We start from the raw sequence: 23046 nt of genomic DNA, 5'->3' as shown, positions 1-23046 counted from the left end.
GGCCTGCCGAACGGCAGGCCCCAGGTACAGCAGAAGGCGCCCTGGCGCCGGTCCCCCCACGGGCCGGCGACCAGGGCGCCTTCCCATGTCCCGGTGCGGATTCCCCCCACGGGATCCGGCCGGGCGTCTGTGAGGACAGCGCCTGAATCGCTGTGAGCCAAACGAGCAAAACTCGTCGCACTCGGGTACTGCTGTGCGGTCTGCCGGGACAGCGCACGTCGGGAGGGCCGCTCAAAGCTTCCCGGTGCACGTGTCCCGGCAACGCATCTCTGAGGAAGTCCCCCAAGACATCCCCAGATGCCAGGAAGCGCCCCCCAAGACGCTGCCCGACATCGCCAACTTAGACCTTCGAACCCCTTCGATGGTTACGTTCATATCACTGTGATCTGCGTCTCTTGCATATGTCCGTTAGGTGCGCAAGAGCCCGGATACACCGAACGAGGCTCAAGCGTAAGGATGATGCGCGAGGCTTGTGAAGAGCTTATGTGAGGGTCGTACCGGACTCCAGAGGGGCTCCCCCTGCAAACCTCAGCGAAACGCCCGGAGCCGGAGGCTGTTCGTCACCACGAACACCGAGGAGAACGCCATCGCGGCGCCCGCGATCATCGGGTTCAGCAGCCCGGCGGCGGCCAGCGGCAGCGCGGCCACGTTGTAGCCGAAGGCCCACACGAGATTGCTCTTGATCGTCGCCAGGGTCTTCCGGGACAGCCGGATCGCGTCGGCGGCCACCCGCAGGTCGCCGCGCACCAGCGTCAGGTCGCCCGCCTCGATCGCCGCGTCCGTGCCGGTGCCGATCGCCAGGCCCAGGTCGGCGGTGGCGAGCGCGGCCGCGTCGTTGACGCCGTCGCCCACCATGGCGACGCACCGCCCCTCGGCCTGGAGCCGCCGTACGACGTCGACCTTGTCCTCGGGCAGCACCTCGGCGATCACATCGCCGGAGTCGATGCCGACGGTCCGGGCCACCGCCTCGGCGACCGCCCGGTTGTCCCCGGTCAGCAGGACCGGCGTGAGCCCCAGGGCACGCAGTTCGCGCACGGCCTCGGCGCTGGTCTCCTTGACCGCGTCCGCGACGGCGAGGACGGCTCGGGCCGTCCCGTCCCAGCCGACCAGGACGGCCGTACGTCCGCCGCTCGCGGCCTCGTCCCGGGCCCGGGCCAACTCCTGCGGGACCACGTCGAAGAGGCGCCCCACGGCCACCTCGCGGCCTTCCACGCGTCCGCGTACGCCCCGGCCGGGGACGTTCTCGAAGTGCTCGGCCTCCGGCAGCACCCCGACCCGCTCCTCGGCGCCCGCGGCGACGGCCCGGGCGACGGGGTGTTCGGAGGCGTGCTCCAGGGCGCCCGCGAGCCGCAGCACCTGCTTCTCGTCGACGCCCTCGGCGACGTGGACCTCCTGGAGCGTCATGCGGCCGGTGGTGACCGTGCCGGTCTTGTCCAGGACGACCGTGTCGACACGGCGCGTGGACTCCAGGACCTCCGGGCCCTTGATGAGGATGCCGAGCTGGGCGCCGCGCCCCGTGCCGACCATCAGCGCGGTCGGTGTGGCCAGGCCCAGCGCGCACGGGCACGCGATGATCAGCACCGCGACGGCCGCGGTGAACGCGGCGGCCGCGTCACCGGTGAGGCCGAGCCAGGCCCCCGCCGTGCCGGCCGCGATCAGCAGCACGGCGGGCACGAAGATCCCGGCGACCCGGTCGGCGAGCCGCTGCACCTCGGCCTTGCCGTTCTGCGCGTCCTCCACCAGCTTCGCCATTCGCGCGAGTTGCGTGTCGGCGCCCACGCGCGTGGCCTCGACGGCGATCCGGCCGCCGGCGTTGACCGTGGCGCCGGTGACCGGGTCCCCGACCGCCACGTCCACCGGCACCGACTCGCCGGTCAGCATGGAGGCGTCCACCGCCGAGGAGCCCTCCACGACCGTCCCGTCCGTGGCGATCTTCTCGCCGGGCCGTACGACGAACCGGTCGCCGACGGCCAGCCGGTCCGCCGGGATCCGCACCTCACGCCCGTCCCGCAGGACGGCCACGTCCTTGGCGCCCAGCTCCATCAGCGTCCGCAGGGCCGCTCCCGCGCGGCGCTTGGAACGGGCCTCCAGATAGCGGCCGAGCAGGATGAAGGCGGTGACTCCGGCGGCGACCTCCAGGTAGATCGTCGAGGCGCCGTCCGCACGGGAGACGGTGAGCTCGAAGGGGTGCCGCATGCCCGGCATGCCCGCGTCGCCGAGGAACAACGCCCACAGGGACCAGCCGAACGCCGCCAGCGTGCCGAGGGAGACCAGCGTGTCCATGGTGGCCGCGGCGTGGCGCGCGTTGGTCCACGCGGCCCGGTGGAAGGGCAGGCCGCCCCAGACGACCACCGGCGCGGCGAGGGTGAGGGAGAGCCACTGCCAGTTGTCGAACTGCAGGGCCGGGACCATGGCCAGCAGGACGACGGGCACGGCGAGCAGCGCCGAGACGGCGAGGCGCCGGCGCAGGGCCGACAGTTCGGGGTCTTCCTCGGGTGTTTCCCGGCGTGGCTCCTCCCGGGCGGGCTCCTCGGCGGTGTAGCCCGTCTTCACGACCGTGGCGATCAGGTCGGCGACCTCGGTGTCCACCGGGTAGGTGACCCTGGCCTTCTCCGTCGCGAAGTTGACCGTGGCGCTGACGCCGTCCATGCGGTTGAGCTTCTTCTCGACGCGTGCCGCGCAGGAGGCGCAGGTCATCCCGCCGATGAGCAGCTCGACCTCACGGACCTGCGGCGCCGTGTCCGTCGGTGCCCGGTCGGTGGTGCTGGTCATGTCCGTACTCCAGGAAGTGCAGGAACGCCGGGAACGCTGGAACGCCGGGAACGCTGGGAAAGCAGGGACCGCCGGGAAGCGGACCGGGCCGTACGGGCCGGTGCCGGCCGGTACGACCCGACATCACGCCACGCGGCCCGCCCGCGCCGGCTCAGGCCTTGCCGACGAGCTCGAAGCCGGCCTCGTCGACGGCGGCGCGCACGGCCTCCTCGTCGAGCGGGGCGGCGGAGACCACGGTGACATCTCCGGTCGCGGCGACGGCCTTCACGGAGCTGACGCCGGGGATCTCGGAGATCTCGCCGGAGACGGCACCCTCACAGTGTCCGCAGCTCATCCCGCTCACCTTGTAGACGGTGGTGACGGGGCCCTGGGTGTCGGTCTGGGCGGTCATGTCGTTCTCCTCGTCGAGGCATGCGGGGCTGAGGGGGCCCACGGGGGCCAACCAATCCAGACTATACCCCTAGGGGGTATAAGTCCACGACGGGCCCGTGATGGGCGGTGCGGGTCTCCTCGCAGTACCCGGCATCGGGTCGACCAGTGGTTCGAGGCAGCGGAAGACCGCGTTCTTCAGCTCCTGAACATACGCCTCGCGCTCGGCGCCCTCGCCGGCGAGGACGAGTTCCAGGTCGGCCTTGTGGATAACCCGATCCGTTGATCACTTGATCGGGAGCGGACCGGCTAGCGTTCCCCTGCGGAGCCGGAGACGCCCGGGGTCTATGGCGTCCGGAGCCCCGGACAGGAACAGACCGGACAGGAACAGAAGGGGGCCGCCGATGCGGGCCGTGGTGTTCGAGCGATACGGGGAACCGGCCGAGATGCGGGACGTGGCGGATCCCCGGCCCGCCGAGCACGGGGTGGTGGTGCGCGTCGAGGCGACCGGGCTGTGCCGCAGTGACTGGCACGGGTGGCAGGGACACGACCCGGACATCACCTTGCCGCACGTGCCGGGGCACGAACTCGCCGGTGTCGTCGAGGCGGTCGGGGAACGCGTGACCGGCTGGCGGCCCGGCGACCGGGTCACCGTGCCGTTCGTCTGCGCCTGCGGCAGCTGCCCGGCCTGCGCGGCGGGCGACCAGCAGGTGTGCGAGCGGCAGACCCAGCCCGGCTTCACCCACTGGGGCTCCTTCGCCCAGTACGTGGCGCTGGGCCACGCCGACGTCAACCTCGTCGCCGTCCCCGAGGAGCTGTCCTTCGCGACGGCGGCCTCGCTGGGCTGCCGGTTCGCCACGGCGTACCGCGCGGTGGTGCAGCGGGGCCGCGCCGCGGCGGGGGAGTGGGTCGCGGTGCACGGCTGCGGCGGAGTGGGCCTGTCCGCGGTGATGATCGCGGCGGCGTCGGGGGCCCGGGTCGTCGCCGTCGACGTGTCGCCCCAAGCCCTCGATCTGGCCCGGAAGTTCGGGGCGGCACAGTGCGTGGACGCGTCGCGCACCGAGGACACGGCGGCGGCCGTCCGTGACCTCACCGGCGGCGGCGCCCACCTCTCCCTGGACGCCCTCGGCTCACCCGCCACCTGCGCCGCCTCCGTCAACGGCCTGCGCCGCCGGGGCCGCCACGTCCAGGTCGGCCTGCTGCCCTCGTCCACGGGGACGACCCCCGTGCCGATGGCCCGCGCGACAGCCCTGGAGCTCGAACTCCTCGGCAGCCACGGCATGGCCGCGCACACCTACCCGCCGATGCTGGAGCTGGTCCGCGCGGGCGTGCTGCGCCCCGACCTCCTGGTGACGTCCACGATCCCGCTGGACGCGGTCCCCTCGGCGCTGGCGGCGATGGCGACGGCACCGGGGGCGGGGGTGACGGTCATCGAGCCGTGGCGCTGAAGGCCGTACGACGACCGTGCCCCACTCGCCGGGAGTGGGGCAGGTGAGCCCGTGGGCAGCGGGGGACGGAAGCCGGCAGCCGGAGGCCGGCGACTGGGATCAGTCCTCTCTGCGGCCCCGCTTGCTGGGCCTGGACGCCACCCAGGCGCGGATCGTGTCCGCGTACCAGAACAGTTTGCCGCCCTCCACGTGGTCGGGGGGCGGCAGTAGCCCGTGCTTGCGGTACGACCGCACGGTGTCCGGCTGCACCCGGATGTGTGCCGCGATCTCCTTGTAGGACCAGAGCACTCGGTCGGTCATGAGTTGCACCTCCCTGCGCGCACCGCGGCGGCGGCCGGGGGCGGCCGTCCGGGGGAGCCGGGCGCTGCGCTGGCGATCACCAAGCCATGTGCCCGGTGAACGACGCAGGGCGACGGGAGGGCAGGGGCTGCGCGAGGGGTGTGACGGAAGACCCGCGTACACGGGACATGTGTGACACGAAGAGGGCATTTGTGACAAAGGTGAGGCAAAGGCGTATGCCGGTCCGTCGGCGGGGCGCGTTGACGCGGCCCGCCAACGGACCACAGCCCGACGGTCTGACGGCACGGCGGACGGCGGAAGGACACCCCACGCTTCCGGAAAGCGCTGTCACGATGTGGTCCGAATGTCCGGACAAAACATTGACAGGGCTTCGCGTCCGGGACTACAAAGCCGGGGAGAGCCGACACCGAAGGGAACGCGATGGCGTACGACCTGATCACCATGGGGCGGATCGGCGTGGACCTCTACCCGCTCCAGACGGGCGTTCCGCTGCCGCAGGTCACGTCCTTCGGCAAGTTCCTCGGCGGCTCGGCGACGAACGTCGCGGTCGCCGCGGCCCGCCTCAGCCGCCGTACGGCGGTCATCACGCGCACCGGTGACGACCCGTTCGGCACCTACCTGCACGAGGCCCTGCGCGGCTTCGGCGTCGACGACCGCTGGGTCACGCCGGTGCCCGGCCTGCCGACCCCGGTCACCTTCTGCGAGGTCTTCCCGCCGGACGACTTCCCGCTGTACTTCTACCGGCAGCCCAAGGCGCCCGACCTGGAGATCGACGCCCATGAGCTCGACCTTGACGCCATCCGCGACGCCCGGATCTTCTGGATGACCGGCACCGGCCTGAGCGAGGAGCCGAGCCGTACGGCGACCCTGGCCGCCCTCGCCCACCGCGCCAAGTCCGGCACGACGGTCTTCGACCTCGACTGGCGCCCCATGTTCTGGCGTGACCCCGACGAGGCCCGCCCCTTCTACCGGGAGGCCCTGCGCCACACCACGGTCGCCGTCGGCAACCTCGACGAGGTGGAGGTCGCCACCGGGGTGCGAGAGCCCCACGCCGCCGCCCGGGCCCTCCTCGACGCGGGTGTCGAACTCGCCGTGGTCAAGCAGGGCCCGAAGGGCGTCCTGGCCGTCAGCAGCGGGGGCGAGCAGGCCGAGGTGCCGCCCCTGCCGGTGAACGTCCTCAACGGCCTGGGCGCCGGCGACGCCTTCGGCGGTTCGCTGTGCCACGGCCTGCTCGCCGGCTGGGACCTGGAGACGGTCATGCGGCACGCCAACGCCGCCGGCGCCATCGTCGCCTCCCGTCTGGAGTGCTCCTCCGCGATGCCCACCCAGGACGAGGTGGAAGCCGCGCTCACCGCGGGAGCCGTCACGTGACCGTCGACATCGCGGAACTCGTCCGCACCCGCGCCCGCCGCCCCGAGGCGATCGCCGAGGCCGCCGCCCGCCGCACCCGCAGGCCGCTGCTGGGCGACACCGGCCGGCTGATGATCGTCGCCGCCGACCACCCGGCCCGCGGCGCCCTCGGCGTCGGCGACCGGCTCCTGGCCATGGCACACCGCGCCGACCTCCTCGAACGCCTCTGCCTGGCCCTGTCCCGCCCCGGCGTCGACGGCGTGCTGGCCACCGCCGACATCCTCGACGACCTGCTCCTCCTCGGTGCCCTGGACGGCAAGGTCGTCATGGGATCCATGAACCGCGGCGGCCTCCAGGGCGCCTGCTTCGAGCTCGACGACCGTTTCACCGGCCATCGCCCCGAGGACATCGAGCGCCTCGGCTTCGACGCCGGCAAGCTGCTCCTGCGCATCGACTACGCCGACCCGGGCTCCCTGACCACCCTGGAGTCCACCGCCCGCGCGATCGACGCGATGGCGGCCCGCCGGCTGCCCGTCTTCGTCGAGCCGTTCCTCAGCCGCCGCACCCCCGAGGGCAGGGTCGTCAACGACCTGTCCGCCGAGGCCGTCACCAAGTCGATCGCCATCGCCTCGGGGCTGGGCGGCACCTCGGCCTACACCTGGCTGAAGGTCCCGGTCACCGAGAACCCCGACGACATGGCCGAGGTCATGGCGGCCTCCACGCTGCCCGTCGTCCTCCTCGGAGGGGAGGTCGGCGACGACCAGGCCGCCGCGTACGAGAAGTGGCGCGGCGCCCTCCAACTGCCCACCGTGCGCGGCCTGGTGGTCGGCCGGTCGCTGCTGTACCCGGCGGACGGCGACGTGGCCGCCGCCGTGGACACGGCCGTGGGACTGCTGTGAGGGCGGCCGCATGACCGCCACCGTCCCACCCCCGGGCAGCCCCCGCGCCGCCCGGCCCCAAATCGCCTCCGGCGCGGGAGCCCCCTTCGCCCTGGCAGGAGCGAAGTGCGAGCGACGACTCCCCGCCCGCCACGGCCCCGCGCCGGAGGTCCCCCGCCCGAACGGTCACGGCGCGTACCGAAGCCCGCACATCGAGCTTCCTTGCGCGGACCGTCGAGACATGCGGCACGGTGGAGCCGTACGGGAGTTGCGGATCCGCGTCCACCGGATCCGCTTCCACCCGGACCACTCAGAACGCGCAGGGGGTTACCGATGACCTCAACGACGAGGCTCACGGTCGCACAGGCACTCGTCCGCTTCCTGTCCGCCCAGTACACGGAGCGGGACGGCGTACGGCGCCGACTGATCGGCGCGACCTGGGGCATCTTCGGCCACGGCAACGTCGCGGGCATCGGCCAGGCCCTCGTCGAGTACGCGGACGTCATGCCCTACCACCAGGGCCGCAACGAACAGGCCATGGTGCACGCGGCGGTCGGCTACGCCCGCCAGTCCAACCGGCTGTCCACCCACGCGGTGACCACCTCCATCGGCCCCGGCGCGACGAACCTGGTCACCGGCGCCGCCCTGGCGACCATCAACCACCTCCCGGTCCTCCTGCTCCCCGGCGACGTCTTCGCCACCCGCCCCGCCGACCCGGTCCTCCAGCAGCTGGAGGTGCCGTACGCGGGCGACGTGTCGGTCAACGACTGCCTGCGCCCGGTGTCGAGGTACTTCGACCGCATCACGCGTCCCGAGGCCCTGATCCCGTCGGCCCTGCAGGCCATGCGCGTGCTCACCGACCCCGTCGAGACGGGCGCCGTCACCCTGGCCCTCCCGCAGGACGTGCAGGCCGAGGCGTACGACTGGCCGGAGGACTTCTTCGCCGAGCGCGTCTGGGTCGTACGACGTCCGGGCGCGGACCCGACGGAACTCGCCGAGGCGGTCCAGGCGATACGGGCGGCGCGCCGGCCGCTGGTCGTCGCGGGCGGCGGCGTCCACCACAGCCGCGCCGAGGAGGCGCTCGCCGAGTTCGCCGAGACCACCGGCATCCCGGTCGCCTCCACCCAGGCCGGCAAGGGCTCCCTGCGCTACGACCACCCCCAGGACGTCGGCGGCATCGGCCACACCGGCACCGCGACGGCCGACGAACTCGCCCGCACCGCCGACCTGGTGATCGGTATCGGCACCCGCTACACGGACTTCACCACCGCCTCCGGCACCCTGTTCACCGGCGAGAACGTCCGCTTCCTCAACCTCAACATCGCCCCCTTCGACGGCCACAAGCTCGCCGGGATGCCGCTGGTCGCGGACGCCCGCAGCGGTCTGCAGGAGCTGACCGAGGGCCTTCAGATGCACGGCCACCAGGTCGCCGACTCCTACGCCCGCGAGTACACCGAGGACAAGGAGCGCTGGGAGCAGCGCGTCGACGCCTGCTACGAGGCCGACGAACCCGACGTCCGGCCGACCCAGCCGCAGGTCCTGGGCGTCCTGGACGCGCTGGTCGACGAGTCGGACATCGTCATCAACGCGGCCGGCTCCCTCCCCGGCGACCTGCACAAGCTGTGGCGGACGCGCTCGTACGACCAGTACCACCTGGAGTACGGCTACTCCTGCATGGGCTACGAGATCCCGGCCGCGATCGGCGTGAAGCTGGCCGCGCCCGACCGCCCGGTGTGGGCGCTGGTCGGCGACGGCACCTACCTGATGATGCCGACGGAGCTGGTGACCGCCGTGCAGGAGGGTATCGCCATCAAGGTGGTCATCGTCCAGAACCACGGGTACGCGTCCATCGGAGGCCTGTCCGAGACGGTGGGCGGCGAGCGGTTCGGCACCGCGTACCGGCACCGGTCCGACGACGGCACGTTCACGGGCGCGCCGCTGCCCGTGGACCTCGCCGCCAACGCGGCCAGCCTCGGCATGCGGGTGCTGCGCGCGAAGACCGTTCGGGACCTGCGGGCGGCGCTCGCCGAGGCGCGGGCCGCCGACACTCCCACATGTGTCTACGTGGAGACCCAAACGGCAGACACTGTGTCGGGCGCGCCGCCCGCCCAGGCCTGGTGGGATGTTCCCGTGGCCGAGACCGCGACACGGCCGTCGGCGGTCAAGGCACGTGAGCTGTACGAACGGCACGTCTCCACCCGACGCCGCCATCTGTGAAGGAGTTCCCCGGCATGACGAAGATCGTCAACCACTGGATCGGCGGCAAGACCGCCGAAGGCGCCTCGGGTACGTACGGGCCGGTGACGAACCCGGCGACCGGCGAGGTCACCACCAAGGTCGCGTTCGCCTCCGTCGACGAGGTGGACGCGGCGGTCGCGGCGGCCAAGGAGGCCTTCGCCACCTGGGGCCAGTCGTCCCTGGCCCAGCGCACGTCCGTCCTCTTCACGTTCCGCGCGCTGCTGGACGCCCACCGCGACGAGATCGCCGAGCTGATCACCGCCGAGCACGGCAAGGTGCACTCCGACGCCCTCGGCGAGGTCGCGCGCGGCCTGGAGATCGTCGACCTGGCGTGCGGCATCAACGTGCAGCTGAAGGGCGAGCTGTCCACGCAGGTCGCGAACCGGGTCGACGTGGCCGCGATCCGGCAGCCGCTGGGTGTCGTCGCGGGCATCACGCCGTTCAACTTCCCGGCGATGGTGCCGATGTGGATGTTCCCCATCGCCATCGCGTGCGGCAACACCTTCGTGCTGAAGCCGAGCGAGAAGGACCCGTCGGCGTCGATCCGTCTCGCCGAGCTGTTGGCGGAGGCGGGTCTGCCGGACGGCGTCTTCAACGTCGTCCACGGCGACAAGGTGGCCGTTGACCGCCTCCTGGAGCACCCGGACGTCAAGGCCGTCTCCTTCGTCGGCTCGACCCCGATCGCCCGCTACATCCACACCACGGCCTCCGCGAACGGCAAGCGCGTCCAGGCCCTGGGCGGCGCCAAGAACCACATGCTGGTCCTGCCCGACGCCGACCTGGACGCGGCGGCGGACGCGGCCGTCTCGGCGGCCTACGGCTCGGCGGGCGAGCGTTGCATGGCGATCTCCGCGGTCGTCGCGGTCGGCGCGATCGGCGACGAACTGGTGGAGAAGATCCGCGAGCGCGCCGAGAAGATCAAGATCGGCCCGGGCGACGACCCGGCCTCCGAGATGGGCCCGCTGATCACCAAGGCCCACCGCGACAAGGTGGCGTCGTACGTCGAGGGCGCGGCGGCCGAGGGCTGCGAGGTCGTCCTGGACGGCACCGGCTACACCGTCGAGGGCCACGAGGACGGCCACTGGATCGGCATCTCGCTCCTCGACAAGGTGCCGACCAGCGCGAAGGCGTACCAGGACGAGATCTTCGGCCCGGTGCTGTGCGTGCTGCGCGCCGAGACGTACGAGGAGGCCCTGGACCTCATCAACGCCTCGCCGTTCGGCAACGGCACCGCGATCTTCACCCGGGACGGCGGCGCGGCCCGCCGCTTCCAGCTGGAGGTCGAGGCCGGCATGGTCGGCGTGAACGTCCCGATCCCGGTCCCCGTCGGTTACCACTCCTTCGGCGGCTGGAAGGACTCGCTCTTCGGCGACCACCACATCTACGGCAACGACGGCACGCACTTCTACACCCGCGGCAAGGTCGTCACCACCCGCTGGCCGGACCCGGCCGACGCCCCCGCGGGCGTGGACCTGGGCTTCCCGCGCAACCACTGACAGCCCCGAAGAGGCCGTCCGCTATGCGGACGGCCGCATTTTTTTACGGACGGGCCCTGCGGTTCCCGTAGGGCGCCAAGAAACCCGATCTGACTGACCTGTTGTGGCCAGATGGATATTGAGAGCGCCTTGTAACTGCGGATTCCGTAGGTAAACGACCATTGACGTAACGGTTTTCGTCGGGGTTCCATGCAGCGCAATCCCGCTGCACCAGTCGCACGAGTCGATCGGAACCGCCGCATGACCGACACGCTCCGCCCTGTCGCCACCGACGTCGCCGAGGCAGAGGACCACAGTCCCCGGAAGCTCAAGCGTTCCATCGGCGTGGTCGGCGGCACCCTGCTGACGCTGTCGTGCGTGACGCCCGCCTCCACGCTGTTCGTGGTCGTCCCCGACCTCTTCGGCTCGCTCGGCACCGCGACCGCCCTGACGATCGCCATCGGCTCCCTCCTCTGTGTCGCCGTCGCGTTCTGCTACTCGGAGCTCGGCACGCTGATCCCCAGCGCGGGCGGCGAGTACGCGATGGTGTCGACGCTGGCCGGGCGGCTGGCGGGCTGGCTGGTGTTCGTGCTGTCCCTGCTGGTCGTCATGATCGTTCCTCCGGTCATCGCGATGGGCACGGCCGACTACCTGGCGCCGGTCGTGCACCTCGACCCGTCGGTCGCGGGCGCCGGCGTCATGCTGCTCGCCACCCTGGCCGGTCTGCTCGACCTGCGCGCCAACGCCTGGATCACTGGCGTCTTCCTGGTCCTGGAGGTCGTGGCCGCGGCCGTGGTGGCGGTGCTGGGCTTCGCGCACGCCGAGCGCGGCCCCGGCAGCCTGACGTCGATGCAGGTGGCCGGGGTGGACGGCGGTACGGACACCGTGACGGCCCTGCTGGTCGTCTCCGGGCTCGCCATCGCCCTCTTCGTCACCCAGGGCTTCTCGACCGCCGTCTACCTCTCCGAGGAGCTGGAGAACCCGCGCCGCACGGTCGCCCGCACGGTGCTGGCCACCCTCGGCATCTCCGCGGTGATCATCCTGGTGCCGGTCATCGCCATCACCCTGGGCGCCTCGGACCTCCAGGAGCTCACCAGCGGGGACATCGGCGGCATGGTCACCGCCTGGTCCAACTCCGCCGTCGGCACCTTCGTCAGCCTCTGCGTGGCCCTCGCCATCGTCAACGCGGGCATCGTCATGGTCATCCAGAACTCGCGCGTGCTGTTCGCCTCGGCCCGCGACAAGGCCTGGCCCGAGCCGGTGAACCACCTCTTCGCCAAGCTCGGCCGCTTCGGCTCCCCTTGGGTCTCCACCCTCGCGGTGGGCGTGCCCGGCGCGGCCCTGTGCTTCGTCAACCTGGACACGCTGTACGGCGTCACGGGCGTCTCCGTCACCGGCATGTACCTGCTCGTCGCGGTCGCCGCCCTGCTCGCCCGGCGCGGTACGCACCGGCACGCGCGCGCGTGGCGGATGCCGCTGTGGCCCGCGGCACCGGTCCTGCTGATCGCCGTCCTCACGTACATCCTGAGCCGACAGGAGACGGAGTACCTGCTGTGGACCGGCGGCATCACGGCCGCCGCCACCCTGTACTGGGCGCTCTACCTGCGCCCGCGCCGCGCCACCCGCTGGCTGGTGACCGTCCCGGAGGACGCGCGGGTCTGAACCCGGTACCACGAACGCGGTAGGGAGCGGCAGCCCCGTACTCCCCTGGGAGGGGCATGGGTTCAGTCTCCGGTCGACACGTCATCGACAGGTTGACCCTCTACCGTTGACGCATGGATCTTCGACTGCCCGGATGGCGAGGGCTGCTTCGGGGGCCGCGACGGCTGGGCGCCGCCGCGGCCGCCGTCGTCGTGCTCGCCGGTGCCGGTACGTGGACGGTGGGGTCGGCCGTCGCCTCCGACGACGCGCCCCCGGTGCACCGCGCCGACCGGGTCATGTCCGTCGGCGACGGAGTGCGCATCGACACCTCGTACTTCACCTCCGGCCCGGGCGGCCGCCGCCCCGCCGTCCTGCTGGGGCACGGCTTCGGCGGCAGCAAGGATGACGTACGGCAGCAGGCGGAGGACCTCGCCCGGGACGGGTACGCGGTCCTGACCTGGTCGGCGCGCGGCTTCGGCAGGTCCACGGGGAAGATCGGGCTGAACGACCCCAAGGGCGAGGTCGCCGACGTCTCGAAGCTGATCGACTGGCTCGCGAAGCAGCCCCAGGTCGAGCTCGACAAGCCCGGCGACCCGCGCGTGGGCATGGCCGGGGCCTCCTACGGCGGCGCGATCGCGCTCCTCGGGGCGGGACACGACGACCGGGTGGACGCCATCGCCCCGGCGATCACGTACTGGAACCTCGCCGACGCGCTGTTCCCGAACGGCGTGTTCAAGAAGCTGTGGGCCGGCATCTTCGTCAACTCCGGCGGCGGCTGCGACAGATTCGAGCCCGCGCTGTGCCGGATGTACGAGCGGGTCGCCGAGTCCGGGAAGCCGGACGCGGCGGCGCGCAGGCTGCTCGAGGAACGCTCGCCGTCCGCCGTCGGCAACCGCATCAAGGTGCCCACGCTGCTGATCCAGGGCCAGTCCGACTCCCTCTTCCCACTGGATCAGGCCGACCAGGCGGCGAAGGCCATCCGCGCCAACGGCGCACCGGTCGCCGTCGACTGGATCGCCGGCGGACACGACGGCGGCGACATGGAGACGAGCCGCGTCCGGGCCCGCGTACAGGCCTGGTTCGACCGCTACCTGAAGGACGACAAGGGCACCGCCACCGGTCCCGCCTTCCGGGTCACCCGGACCCTCGGCACCGGCTCCGGGGACGGCGAACCCCGGCTCAGCGGTGTGACCGACGACCGCTACCCCGGCCTCGAGAGCGCCCCGCGCGCCATCTCCCTGACCGGGCGGCCCGAGCAGCGTCTCGGCAACCCGGCCGGGGCCTCCCCACCCGCCGTCTCCGCCCTGCCCGGCCTCGGCGCCGCCGGCGGCCTGTCCCAGCTGTCCTCGCTCGGCATCGGCGTGTCCCTCGACTTCCCCGGACAGTTCGCCGCGTTCGAGTCGGCGCCCTTCCGTGACGACACGCAGATCACGGGCTCCCCGACGGTCACGATCCATGTGAAGTCGACCGGCGACGACGCCGTGCTCTTCGCGAAGCTCTACGACGTCGGCCCCGGCCGCTCGCAGCCGGTGCTGCCCTCCCAACTGGTCACGCCCCTGCGTGTCGAAGGTGCCAAGGCAGGCAAGGACGTCCGCATCACCCTCCCGGCGATCGACCACGAGGTGGACGACGGCCACCGGCTGCGCCTGGTCCTGTCCTCGACGGACCTCGGCTACGCCTCCCCGGTGACCCCGGCGACGTACACGGTCTCCCTCAAGGGCGACCTGGAGGTCCCCACCCCGCTCGCCGGGACGAACACCCAGGGCCCGCTGCCGGCCTGGGTGTTCTGGATGCCGCTCGCCGGTGCGGCCGTGGCGCTGGCGCTGGTGCTGACCGGCCGGCGCCGCACGACGGCCCCCCCGCCCGATCCCGCGCTGGCCGAGGTGCCGTTGCAGATCACCGGCCTGACCAAGCGGTACGCGAAGTCGGCCGACCGGTACGCCGTCAAAGACCTGTCCTTCCGGGTGGAGCAGGGCCAGGTGCTGGGCCTGCTCGGCCCGAACGGCGCGGGCAAGACCACGACCCTGCGCATGCTGATGGGCCTGATCACCCCGGACGGCGGCGAGATCCGCGTCTTCGGCCACGCCGTCCGGCCGGGCGCCAAGGTGCTCTCCCGGGTCGGCGCCTTCGTCGAGGGCGCGGGCTTCCTGCCGCACCTGTCGGGCCGCGAGAACCTGGAGCTGTACTGGCGGGCCACCGGCCGCCCGCCCGAGGACGCCCACCTGGACGAGGCCCTGGAGATCGCCGGCCTCGGCGACGCGCTGGCCCGGGCGGTGCGCACGTACTCCCAGGGCATGCGCCAGCGCCTCGCCATCGCCCAGGCCATGCTCGGCCTGCCGGACCTGCTCATCCTCGACGAACCGACCAACGGCCTCGACCCGCCCCAGATCCGCGAGATGCGCGAGGTCATGATCCGATACGCGGCCGCCGGGCGCACGGTCATCGTCTCCAGCCACCTCCTGGCGGAGGTGGAGCAGACCTGCACCCACCTGGTCGTGATGGACCACGGGCAACTCGTCCAGGCGGGCCCCGTCGCGGAGATCATCGGCTCCGGCAACACCCTCCTGGTGGGCACGGCCACGCCCGTCGAAGAACCCGTCGTCGAGAAGGTCGCCGCCCTGCCGGGCGTCGCCTCGGCCGTCCGCACCGACGAGGGCCTCCTGGTCCAGCTCGACGCCGACGGCACCCCGCAGCGCCTGGTCGCCGAACTGGTACGCCTGGACGTACCCGTGGCGTCGGTCGGCCCGCACCGCCGCCTGGAGGACGCCTTCCTCACCCTGATCGGAGCCGAAGCATGAGCAAGCTCGCCGACCGGGCCGAGCCCGTCGAGGTCGCCGACGGCTACCGCGCGGGCCGCACCCTGCCCTTCCGCGTGGAGCTGGTCCGGCAGCTGAAGCGGCGCCGCACGATGGTCATGGGCGGTGTCCTGCTCGCCCTGCCGATCATCCTGCTCATCGCCTTCCAGGTCGGCGGCGACCCGGGCGGCGACAACAATCGCCTGAACCTCATCGACACGGCGACGGCCTCCGGAGCCAACTTCGCCGCCGTCAACCTCTTCTCCGCCGCCGGCTTCCTCCTCGTCATCCCCGTCGCCCTGTTCTGCGGCGACACGGTCGCTTCGGAGGCCAGCTGGTCGTCCCTGCGCTACCTGCTCGCGGCCCCCGTACCCCGGGCCCGGCTTTTGTGGTCCAAGCTCGCCGTCGGACTCACCCTGAGCCTGGCCGCGCTGGTCCTGCTTCCGATCGTCGCCCTCGTCGTCGGCACGGCCGCCTACGGCTGGGGCCCGCTCCAGCTGCCCACCGGCGGCACCCTGCCCACCGGCACCGCGGCCCAGCGCCTGCTGATCGTCGTGGTGTACATCATGGTGTCCCAACTGGTCACCGCAGCCCTCGCGTTCTGGCTGTCGACCCGGACGGACGCACCGCTGGGCGCGGTCGGCGGCGCGGTGTTCCTGACCATCATCGGCAGCGTCCTCGACGAGGTGACGGCCCTCGGCGACTGGCGGCACTTCCTGCCCGCGCACTGGCAGTACGCCTGGCTCGACGCCGTCCAACCGCAGATGCAGTGGACGGACATGATCCAGGGCACGTCGATTTCCGTAACGTACGCTCTCGTGCTGTTCGCCCTGGCCTTCCGAGGTTTCGCCCGAAAGGACGTCGTCTCCTAGGTCAACGGAGGATCACCCACCGGTCTCCGACCGGACGAGGGCTCGGTACGAGCCGTACCGGACACGAGGCTGCGCGGCGCGCTGCCTACCGCGCGGCAGCGGTGCCCGACGTGTGGAGCCCTGACCGCAGGAACGCGTAGTCGCGGTGTCGCCCAGCCTGTATGACGCCAACGGGCAGGCCGGTGCCAGGTGGCGGGATAACGAAGATCGCGGAGTTGGTGTTGTTCCGGGCGATGTTCGCTCGCACGTCGGTGTTAGTGGAGTCGAAGACGGCCAGCGACGAACCGTCCTGCTGGGAGATGTGCCCCTCGATGTCGACGTCGTTGACAGCTGCCGGTGTCCCTCCGGTCAGTGTGGTCGCGGAGGAGCTGTCTCGCTTGCCGCCGTACCGGAACTGGTGGCCCCGGCCCGACGGATGCTGACAGGCGACAAGAACACACTTCGGCCGCGACGTGGAGCACCGACTGGCCCAACTGCCCGTCCGGCTGCTGCGACTGGCCCGCTGACAGCCAGTAATGCGATCACTGACCGCCTTCGACCGCTGACCCCTTAAAATCGATCATCTAGGGTACGAGTCTGAGGAGCCTGTTGGGTGAACCGGTTCCGACGCTTCTCAGGACTCCGGTCGTGGCCCCGTTGACGAGAGCGCTGCGTACGGTTGCCGGACTGGCGGTGGGGTGCGAGGTGAGGTAGACGGCCGCGGCTCCCGCGACATGAGGGGCCGCCATCGAGGTGCCGGAGAGCGTGGCCGACGCCGTGTCGCTGGTGTGCCAGCCGGCGGTGATCAACGAGCCGGGGGCGAACAGATCGAGCACGAAACCGTAGTTGGAGAAACTGGATCTGTAGTCATTCCAGGTGCTGGCTCCCACGGTGAGGGCAGGACCCACCCGGGCGGGTGAGAAGTAGGCGGCATTCACGTTGGAGTTGCCGGCGGCCACCGCATAGGTGACACCGGAGGCGATGGAGTTCCTCACCGCGGTGTCCAGCGCCGTGCTGGCGCTGGCGCCCAGCGACATGTTGGCGACCGAGGGCCTGACGCGGCGCGAGGTGACCCAGTCGACGCCCGCGACGACGTTGGAGAGTGTGCCGGCCCCGCTGTTGTTCAGCACCCGAACCGACACGATCCTGGTGCGTTTGGCCACGCCGTACGTCCTGCCGGCGACCGTGGTGGCGACGTGCGTTCCGTGACCGTTGCCGTCGGAGGCGGTGACGTCACGGTCGACAAAGTCATAGCCGTGTCTGGCGCGCCCGGCGATCTCCGTGTGAGTGATGCGCACTCCCGTGTCGATCACGTACACGGTCGCGGAACCGCCCGCCGTATCCGGATAGGTGTATGTCAGGCTGCGCGGAAGGCGGGCCTGGTCGATCCGGTCCAGGCCCCACGGCGGGTTGATCTGGGTTGCGTCGAGGCGGACCTTTTTGTCCTGCTCGACGAACGCGACGGCCGGGTCCTCCGCCAGACTCCTCGCTCCGGAGGCGCCGATACGGATGGCGTAGCCATTGAGCGCGGCGTCGTAGGTCTGCTCCACCGTGGCGCCGTACTTGGCTGCGAATAGTTCTCCTTCTGCCGATTTTGCCCTGAACCCGGCGGAGTCCTTCAGTACGACGATGTAGCTGTTGTCGATGGAGTCGGCGGAGTCCTCGTCCAGAATCTTTCCGGCGGCCGGATTGGCTTTGGCGGGCAGGGCGGTACCGCACCCGATGGCGGCGGCCGCGACCGCCGCGGCGACCGCCGCGACGATCCGCCGCCGGGCAGTGAACATCTCTCGCATCCTGAAGAGCCTTCCTCGGGGACCCGTGACGCTGCTGCTGAAGCTGTCGATCATAGGATGACCAGACGATTCATCATGGAAATGCGCCATCAGAACTTTTCACCCTGAATAGTCAACAGCCACCACGTATGGGTGAATTGCACGCCGGAGCGTCTCAAGGACTGCTCCATGGCTGACCGGCTGAGCGCGCGAAGCCCATCAGCCTTCTACTGACCCCGCGCGCCCGAAACCCTTCAGGAACCGTCGGACCCCACGCCTGGCAGGAGGTCGCAGCCTGGGCAACGAACCGTTGGAACGGGCGCTGATGGCCTCTTCGGTGCTCTGGGCGAACCTTTGAGCCCTTTCCGGTCTGGCAGTGGTGACCGCGGGTTGGACCGGGTAGGCGCGCGGTGGCGGCGCTGAGTGCGGGCCGTCGCCCTGGCACATCCACGGTGCGGCGACACCTACTTGCTGCCGGTTCGGCATTGCGACCGCGTACCGCTGCATACGCGCCGAGGTTCAGATGGCCACGAGGCGACGGCGGCGTACGCGGCCGAAATCGACGCAGTGTACGGAAGCTGACGCTCCCGCACAGGCAGGCACGGGGGGCGCGAACATCGGTCCACCCGAGTGGCGGACCCGGTCATCAGCTGGAAGCGCGCCGTGTTGCGGGGATCGTACGAACCGTGGTCACATCTATCCCGAATGGCGCTTAAGGGAAATTTGGGCGCCGCGATTGAGAGGCCGACCGCCTAAGGGCGGTCGGCCCGATGGACACCCAGGAGAACCAATGCCTCATCGCATGCTCCGTTCGGCGGCCACCGTGCTGCTGGCTTCCGCACCGCTCGTCGCCGCCGCGCCCGCGCAGGCCGCTCCCCAGCAGGACTTCCCCTGCGGCGTCAGCCTCAACACGGTCAGCAACAAGGTGATCACTGCGGTCAGCGTCGGCGTTACCTGCGAGCAGGAGCGGACTGTCAGTGTGCACATCGCCGATGGCGACGGCACCGTGCTTGCGAGCTTGGAGAAGACCGTTGAGGCCGGTGTCGAAGAGACCTTCACCGTCACCTTGCCCAGAACCCCGGAGGTCTGCGCCACGCTGGAGACCGACGGTGCGAGCACCCAGATCGGCAACTGCTGACGGCGCTCCCTCGTCGGCAGCAGTCTGACGGATACGGTCGCCGCCCATTCCGCGATCCGCAGGGTCTGGGTGGACGGCGGCCACCGCCGGCACATCGTCGGGCATGCCCCGGCATGGGTATGGACCTGGAAGCGGAGTCGAACTCCGCGCGTTCTACAAGGCCATCAGCGACGAAGTCGCCCGTGCCCATGATGGGAAGTGGACGCATCACCGGCTCCCACCCTGCCTACAGTCACTGACCACTTCAGACCAGCATCCCGGCCCGCACTCGCCCGTCCCGCAGTAGCCGCAGCGTCTCCGGCTCCCCGGACCAGCACCCCTGCAGTTGAGGCCGAAGACCTCGCACGTAGCCCGCGAGCAGGCCGTACACGACCTGTCGTACACGCCCGGCGGCACCCTCTCGACCGGCCCCGCCTCGTCCCGCGCCGGGCAGGCGGATGAGCTCTCCGCGATCAGCCGACTCGCAGCCGAATGCGCCGTAGATTTGTGTGTCAATTCAACGGCTGATCTGGTTGTTGAGGTTCCGTTGATGGCGCGTCCACGAACGGGAGAGACACGGTGGAGCGGCCCGTTCTCTCGGTCGGATCGTGCTTCTCGTAGCCGACATGGTCGGTGATCTCGCCCTCCAGCGCGGACTCCAGCACTCGCTTGGTCAGCTGCTGCAACAGCCCAGTTCTCCGGTCAGCTGCAGGCCCTCGCTGCGGGCCCGGTCGACAAGCATCGCGGACGAGCTGTTCGTCCGACGCGGCCCGGAATTCGAAACAGAGGCAGGCGCCCAGGTCCGCCGCCGTCTTCTTGTGACAGGCCACTGCTCGTCCTTCCGGGCGGCGATCTTTTCCTCGTCGCGCTCGGTGGCCCTGCGGGACGGGACCTGCACGCTGCAGCCGATGCGGTGCAGCGGCTCCAGCCCGGCCAGGGCGTACTCGACGCCGAACCGGTGGCGAACGACCTCGGCGATCCTCGCCGAAGTCCAGCACTGGTCGCCAGGCGATGGCGGACGGGCCAAAGTCCAACGCGGCTTCCAGCGGGCATAGTCGTACCGCACCGAGCTTGCCGCGGGTACCGCCGGGCCCTTGGAGGTCAGAGCAGCCCGCAGCCAACGCCCGCCGCCAGCGGTTCGCCGACCTATGCGTCCTCCTGAACCGCCGGGCCACGACCGTCGGGATACCTCATTCCGCCGCACAGCGCAGCCCACGACAGCCGTCACGGCCCCATGTAACCTGCGTCCTTAAAGATCTCTAGCGGCCCTCCTACAGGACTGCGAAGAACCGCTGCTGGGCACTCGAAGGAATCGGCAGCTACAGCGCCGTCCTCGCCGCCTTCTTGAGGACGCTGGTGAACGCGGCGTCGAGGTTTGCCGCCCCAAGCGCCCGCCGGTCCATGGAGGCCGCAAGACGTACATGCTCGAGCCATCCGCGCGGCGAGTGAGGCCCTGGGCCACCGAGCACGTCATCCAGCCCTTGAGCCGCGGGGAACGCGAGGCGCTGCGCTGCTATCCGCGCCGGAATGACTTCCGTGCCGAACAGCGTCGCCGTGGCCGACCGCAGCAGGTCGCGCGCTGTGCCGGCCTCCGTGATCGCCCCGCGCCGTCCGGCGAGAACCGCATGACTATCCGCGCTGCGTTCTACCGCCCAGCGTATCGGGCACCTCCAGGCCGAGGCCGCCGAGTTGGAGAACCAACTCCTCCAGCTCATCCGCAATTGACCGTCCGGCTCCTGGACTTGCTCGGCGTCGGGCCGAACGCCGCAGCGCAGATCCTTCAGTCGGTCACTTTCGGGCCGGTTCCGTTCCGAGGCCGCCTTCGCCTCCTTCGCATGTGTCGCGCTGATCCCGGCCGCCTCGGGCCCGACCGTCAGGCACGGGCTGAAGCGGGGCGGCGACCGCCGGCTGAGCCGTGGGATGCGCAAGATCACCCTGATCAGGATGCATTTCGATCCTGCCATGAAGACGTACATCGCCCGCCGCATCAGCGAGGGCAAGAGGCCCCGCGACGACAGCGATGCCTCAAGCGGCTTGACAAGACATGACAGCCTCGGGGCTTCCAACTGGCCTTGTCAGCGAAGCGTTTGTGCTGCCGGGGTACCACAGAGCCCTGCCCTCACCGACGGGGATTCGGTCGCAGCTCGAGGCACCTCGGCCCGATGCCGGGACCACGACCGAATGATCCCCATCGAGCGCGCATTCGATCGGTGGTTCGAAACGAAACGGTGATTCAACTCTGTTGCGCAGCCGGTGTGTCATTACTCCATTGGGTCATTGGTGAGGCGTGACCTGGGGATTCTGCACTTCGTATTACCTGCCCCAGGGGGCCATGTGGATGAAGTTCCGGAGCCACAAGCATTCCAAGTGGTGCCTGCTTCGGCGTTGAGGCAATATCGGTTTCGTTCTTCCAACCGGGAAGAGACAGAACGGAGATATCAAATGCGCAAGACCATGAAGCGGGGTGCTGCGTCGACCCTCGCGGCGGTGGCCCTCCTCGCGGGTTCCGCCTCGGCTGCCAGCGCCGTCGAGGACGTGCGCGGGAGCGACGACTCGGGCATTGTCATCGTCAACGAGAACGACAACACGAACAGCAACACCAACGAGAACACCGCCACCGCCACCGCCACGGTCACCCTTCCGCCCCCCGCGCCGGCCCCGGCTCCGGCGCCGGCTCCGGCGGCGGCCGCTGGCCAGCAGGCCGTCGCGCCGACCCTCCTTGGTGTCCTCGGCCTCGGCCTCTGATATTGGGTTGAGCCCTACGGAGTCGGCTTGTGATCGTTCGAGTCCAGTTCGGCGGTCACCCGATTCTCTTGGGGATCGTTACCCTACCTGAAAGCGTCTTTCCCTGACGGGCGGATGGGGTGACATCCTCATCCGCCGGGGGAGAGGTGCTTCGCTCGGGCGGCCGCAAGCCACGGCGAATGCGCGGCATCGAGCCGCGCATTTCGCTGTTCGGCGGTTGCCGGAGTAGTGACGGGGTGGGCTGAGCCCTCTGAAGCCGGGTTGTGCCGTGCCATAAAGCCGGTGATTCATGGCTGGCCAGCGCACGCGTGTTGCGGGGTCTGCATGCCGGTGATCACATCTTCCCGAAGGGGATCTAAGAACATTTAGGTTCCTGGAACAACGTAGGGCCGACCGCCTATGGCGGTCGGCCCTATTGCTATCCCGGAGGGCAGATACCTCACCGCATGCTCTGTTCGGTGGCCACCGTGCTGCCGGCTTCCGCGCCGCTCTTCCCCGCCGCGCCGACACGGGCCGCTCCACTGCAGACATTCGCCTGACGCCGTCGTCCAGAGGGTCAGCCCTCTATTGGGCGGCCGACCGGGTGTGGCCTGTGCGCTCGGTAATTAATATCAGCTGTAGTACAGGGCCATATGGATGAACTTCCGGGCTCTTGGGCATTTCAAGTTGTGTGGCCTTCGGCGTCGCGGCAATATCGGTTCTGCTTCGTCCAGTGGGGAAGAAGCAGAATGGAGATATATCAAATGCGCAAGACCATGAAGCGGGGCGCTGCGGCGACCCTCGCGGCGGTGGCCATCCTCGCGGGTTCCGCCTCGGCTGCGAGCGCCTGCGGGGACAAGAAGGACGACAGCGTCGACGACATCGTCATCATCAACGAGAACACCAACAGCAACACCAACACCAACACCAACACGGCCACGGCCACGGTCGCGGTCACGCTGCCCCCACTGGCCTGAACGACCTGAGTCCTGGGGGGCTTTGACCGTTCGACTACAGTTCGGCGGTCAGGGCCTTTCCTGTCGATTCCCTTGGGGATCGCAGCCCGACAGAAGGCGTCTTTCTCTGACGGGTGGGTGAGGTGACATCCTGATCCGCCTAGAGAGAGGCGCTTTCTGTTTCACCAGCTATTGATCAACCGTGACATCACATAGCTGGCGATCATGGCAGTCGTTGATCGAGAGCCGGCGCCCTGTCGGCTGCGGCCATCCATTCCGGTGGCCGCTCTTTCTTTTCCGTGGCCGGTGAGCTCGTCCAACGCGTTCGAACGCATAGGTGCAGGGCGGCGAAGATGGTGA

The 23046-nt window shown here is 70.3% G+C and carries 16 protein-coding genes and 3 pseudogenes; 13 read left to right on the top strand and 6 right to left on the bottom strand.

All coding sequences use genetic code 11. The annotated features are described in order from the left end of the window. Positions 1 to 528: 528 nt before the first annotated feature. On the bottom strand, positions 529 to 2772 hold the full coding sequence (locus ACYVMZ_RS04835; RefSeq protein WP_461075730.1) for a heavy metal translocating P-type ATPase: 2244 nt from the start codon (positions 2770 to 2772) through the stop codon (positions 529 to 531). Between the two features lie 151 nt (positions 2773 to 2923). After that, positions 2924 to 3163, bottom strand: a complete 240-nt coding sequence (locus ACYVMZ_RS04830) for a heavy-metal-associated domain-containing protein (protein WP_461075728.1) — start codon at positions 3161 to 3163, stop codon at positions 2924 to 2926. Positions 3164 to 3545: 382 nt separating this feature from the next. On the opposite strand from ACYVMZ_RS04830, the gene ACYVMZ_RS04825 reads away from it, so the two are divergent. Next, complete coding sequence (locus ACYVMZ_RS04825) at positions 3546 to 4589, top strand: zinc-dependent alcohol dehydrogenase family protein (protein ID WP_461075726.1); 1044 nt, start codon at positions 3546 to 3548, stop codon at positions 4587 to 4589. Between the two features lie 99 nt (positions 4590 to 4688). On the opposite strand, the gene ACYVMZ_RS04820 is transcribed toward ACYVMZ_RS04825, so the two are convergent. Then, a complete protein-coding gene (locus tag ACYVMZ_RS04820; RefSeq protein ID WP_461075724.1) occupies positions 4689 to 4889 on the bottom strand; it encodes a helix-turn-helix transcriptional regulator in 201 nt (66 codons plus the stop codon). 420 nt (positions 4890 to 5309) lie between these two features. Here ACYVMZ_RS04820 and iolC point away from each other — a divergent pair, with 420 nt between their 5' ends. From iolC to ACYVMZ_RS04780, 8 genes and pseudogenes are all read left to right on the top strand, one after another. Next, the gene (gene iolC / locus ACYVMZ_RS04815) at positions 5310 to 6260 is read left to right on the top strand and encodes a 5-dehydro-2-deoxygluconokinase (protein ID WP_461075722.1); all 951 of its coding nucleotides are present in this window, start codon (positions 5310 to 5312) and stop codon (positions 6258 to 6260) included. After that, the gene (locus ACYVMZ_RS04810) at positions 6257 to 7138 is read left to right on the top strand and encodes a Cgl0159 family (beta/alpha)8-fold protein (protein WP_461075720.1); all 882 of its coding nucleotides are present in this window, start codon (positions 6257 to 6259) and stop codon (positions 7136 to 7138) included. Before iolC ends, ACYVMZ_RS04810 begins: the two co-directional genes overlap by 4 nt. Positions 7139 to 7178: 40 nt before the next feature. Beyond that, positions 7179 to 7292: pseudogene (locus tag ACYVMZ_RS04805) on the top strand (5-deoxy-glucuronate isomerase); the annotation flags it as partial. A gap of 158 nt (positions 7293 to 7450) precedes the next feature. Continuing rightward, positions 7451 to 9334, top strand: coding sequence for a 3D-(3,5/4)-trihydroxycyclohexane-1,2-dione acylhydrolase (decyclizing) (iolD, locus tag ACYVMZ_RS04800; protein ID WP_461075718.1), 1884 nt, complete (start codon positions 7451 to 7453; stop codon positions 9332 to 9334). A gap of 14 nt (positions 9335 to 9348) precedes the next feature. Continuing rightward, positions 9349 to 10851, top strand: coding sequence for a CoA-acylating methylmalonate-semialdehyde dehydrogenase (mmsA, locus tag ACYVMZ_RS04795; protein WP_461075716.1), 1503 nt, complete (start codon positions 9349 to 9351; stop codon positions 10849 to 10851). Positions 10852 to 11091: 240 nt separating this feature from the next. Further along, positions 11092 to 12492 (top strand): APC family permease, encoded by a 1401-nt coding sequence (locus ACYVMZ_RS04790; protein ID WP_461075714.1) that lies wholly within the window; start codon positions 11092 to 11094, stop codon positions 12490 to 12492. Positions 12493 to 12605: 113 nt separating this feature from the next. Continuing rightward, positions 12606 to 15269: a CocE/NonD family hydrolase gene (locus ACYVMZ_RS04785; protein WP_461075712.1), complete on the top strand. Its 2664-nt coding sequence runs from the start codon at positions 12606 to 12608 to the stop codon at positions 15267 to 15269. Next, positions 15266 to 16138 carry an ABC transporter permease gene (locus ACYVMZ_RS04780; RefSeq protein WP_461075710.1) on the top strand — a complete coding sequence of 291 codons (873 nt, stop codon included), beginning with the start codon at positions 15266 to 15268 and terminating at the stop codon, positions 16136 to 16138. Before ACYVMZ_RS04785 ends, ACYVMZ_RS04780 begins: the two co-directional genes overlap by 4 nt. Positions 16139 to 16701: 563 nt before the next feature. Here ACYVMZ_RS04780 and ACYVMZ_RS04775 read toward each other — a convergent pair. After that, on the bottom strand, positions 16702 to 17901 hold the full coding sequence (locus ACYVMZ_RS04775) for a S8 family peptidase (RefSeq protein ID WP_461076347.1): 1200 nt from the start codon (positions 17899 to 17901) through the stop codon (positions 16702 to 16704). 778 nt (positions 17902 to 18679) lie between these two features. Here ACYVMZ_RS04775 and ACYVMZ_RS04770 point away from each other — a divergent pair. Beyond that, complete coding sequence (locus ACYVMZ_RS04770; RefSeq protein WP_461075708.1) at positions 18680 to 19027, top strand: hypothetical protein; 348 nt, start codon at positions 18680 to 18682, stop codon at positions 19025 to 19027. Positions 19028 to 19593: 566 nt separating this feature from the next. Here ACYVMZ_RS04770 and ACYVMZ_RS04765 read toward each other — a convergent pair. Both ACYVMZ_RS04765 and ACYVMZ_RS04760 read right to left on the bottom strand, forming a co-directional pair. After that, positions 19594 to 19748 (bottom strand): annotated as a pseudogene (locus ACYVMZ_RS04765) (IS256 family transposase); the annotation flags it as partial. Between the two features lie 25 nt (positions 19749 to 19773). Continuing rightward, positions 19774 to 20181: pseudogene (locus tag ACYVMZ_RS04760) on the bottom strand (winged helix-turn-helix domain-containing protein); the annotation flags it as partial. A 670-nt stretch (positions 20182 to 20851) separates the two neighbouring features. On the opposite strand from ACYVMZ_RS04760, the gene ACYVMZ_RS04755 reads away from it, so the two are divergent. The 3 genes from ACYVMZ_RS04755 to ACYVMZ_RS04745 all read left to right on the top strand — a co-directional run bounded on the left by ACYVMZ_RS04755 (position 20852) and on the right by ACYVMZ_RS04745 (position 22707). Further along, entirely contained in the window at positions 20852 to 21238 is a 387-nt protein-coding gene (locus ACYVMZ_RS04755; RefSeq protein ID WP_461076345.1) for a hypothetical protein, read from the top strand. A gap of 210 nt (positions 21239 to 21448) precedes the next feature. Further along, entirely contained in the window at positions 21449 to 21751 is a 303-nt protein-coding gene (locus ACYVMZ_RS04750; RefSeq protein WP_461075706.1) for a hypothetical protein, read from the top strand. 743 nt (positions 21752 to 22494) lie between these two features. Continuing rightward, positions 22495 to 22707: a hypothetical protein gene (locus ACYVMZ_RS04745; RefSeq protein WP_461075704.1), complete on the top strand. Its 213-nt coding sequence runs from the start codon at positions 22495 to 22497 to the stop codon at positions 22705 to 22707. Positions 22708 to 23046 lie beyond the last annotated feature (339 nt).

It is taken from the genome of Streptomyces deserti, assembly GCF_054782695.1.
Note: the sequence above shows the minus strand (reverse complement) of the source record. Positions and strands in the feature narration are given on the sequence as shown.

Coding starts and splice junctions, on each gene's coding strand:
- ACYVMZ_RS04835 (WP_461075730.1), bottom strand. CDS start 2,772: ATGACCAGCACCACCGACCGGGCACCGACGGACACGGCGCCGCAGGTC.
- mmsA (WP_461075716.1), top strand. CDS start 9,349: ATGACGAAGATCGTCAACCACTGGATCGGCGGCAAGACCGCCGAAGGC.
- ACYVMZ_RS04770 (WP_461075708.1), top strand. CDS start 18,680: ATGCCTCATCGCATGCTCCGTTCGGCGGCCACCGTGCTGCTGGCTTCC.
- ACYVMZ_RS04820 (WP_461075724.1), bottom strand. CDS start 4,889: ATGACCGACCGAGTGCTCTGGTCCTACAAGGAGATCGCGGCACACATC.
- ACYVMZ_RS04745 (WP_461075704.1), top strand. CDS start 22,495: ATGCGCAAGACCATGAAGCGGGGCGCTGCGGCGACCCTCGCGGCGGTG.
- iolD (WP_461075718.1), top strand. CDS start 7,451: ATGACCTCAACGACGAGGCTCACGGTCGCACAGGCACTCGTCCGCTTC.
- ACYVMZ_RS04775 (WP_461076347.1), bottom strand. CDS start 17,901: ATGTTCACTGCCCGGCGGCGGATCGTCGCGGCGGTCGCCGCGGCGGTC.
- iolC (WP_461075722.1), top strand. CDS start 5,310: ATGGCGTACGACCTGATCACCATGGGGCGGATCGGCGTGGACCTCTAC.
- ACYVMZ_RS04790 (WP_461075714.1), top strand. CDS start 11,092: ATGACCGACACGCTCCGCCCTGTCGCCACCGACGTCGCCGAGGCAGAG.
- ACYVMZ_RS04785 (WP_461075712.1), top strand. CDS start 12,606: ATGGATCTTCGACTGCCCGGATGGCGAGGGCTGCTTCGGGGGCCGCGA.
- ACYVMZ_RS04750 (WP_461075706.1), top strand. CDS start 21,449: ATGCGCAAGACCATGAAGCGGGGTGCTGCGTCGACCCTCGCGGCGGTG.
- ACYVMZ_RS04830 (WP_461075728.1), bottom strand. CDS start 3,163: ATGACCGCCCAGACCGACACCCAGGGCCCCGTCACCACCGTCTACAAG.
- ACYVMZ_RS04780 (WP_461075710.1), top strand. CDS start 15,266: ATGAGCAAGCTCGCCGACCGGGCCGAGCCCGTCGAGGTCGCCGACGGC.
- ACYVMZ_RS04825 (WP_461075726.1), top strand. CDS start 3,546: ATGCGGGCCGTGGTGTTCGAGCGATACGGGGAACCGGCCGAGATGCGG.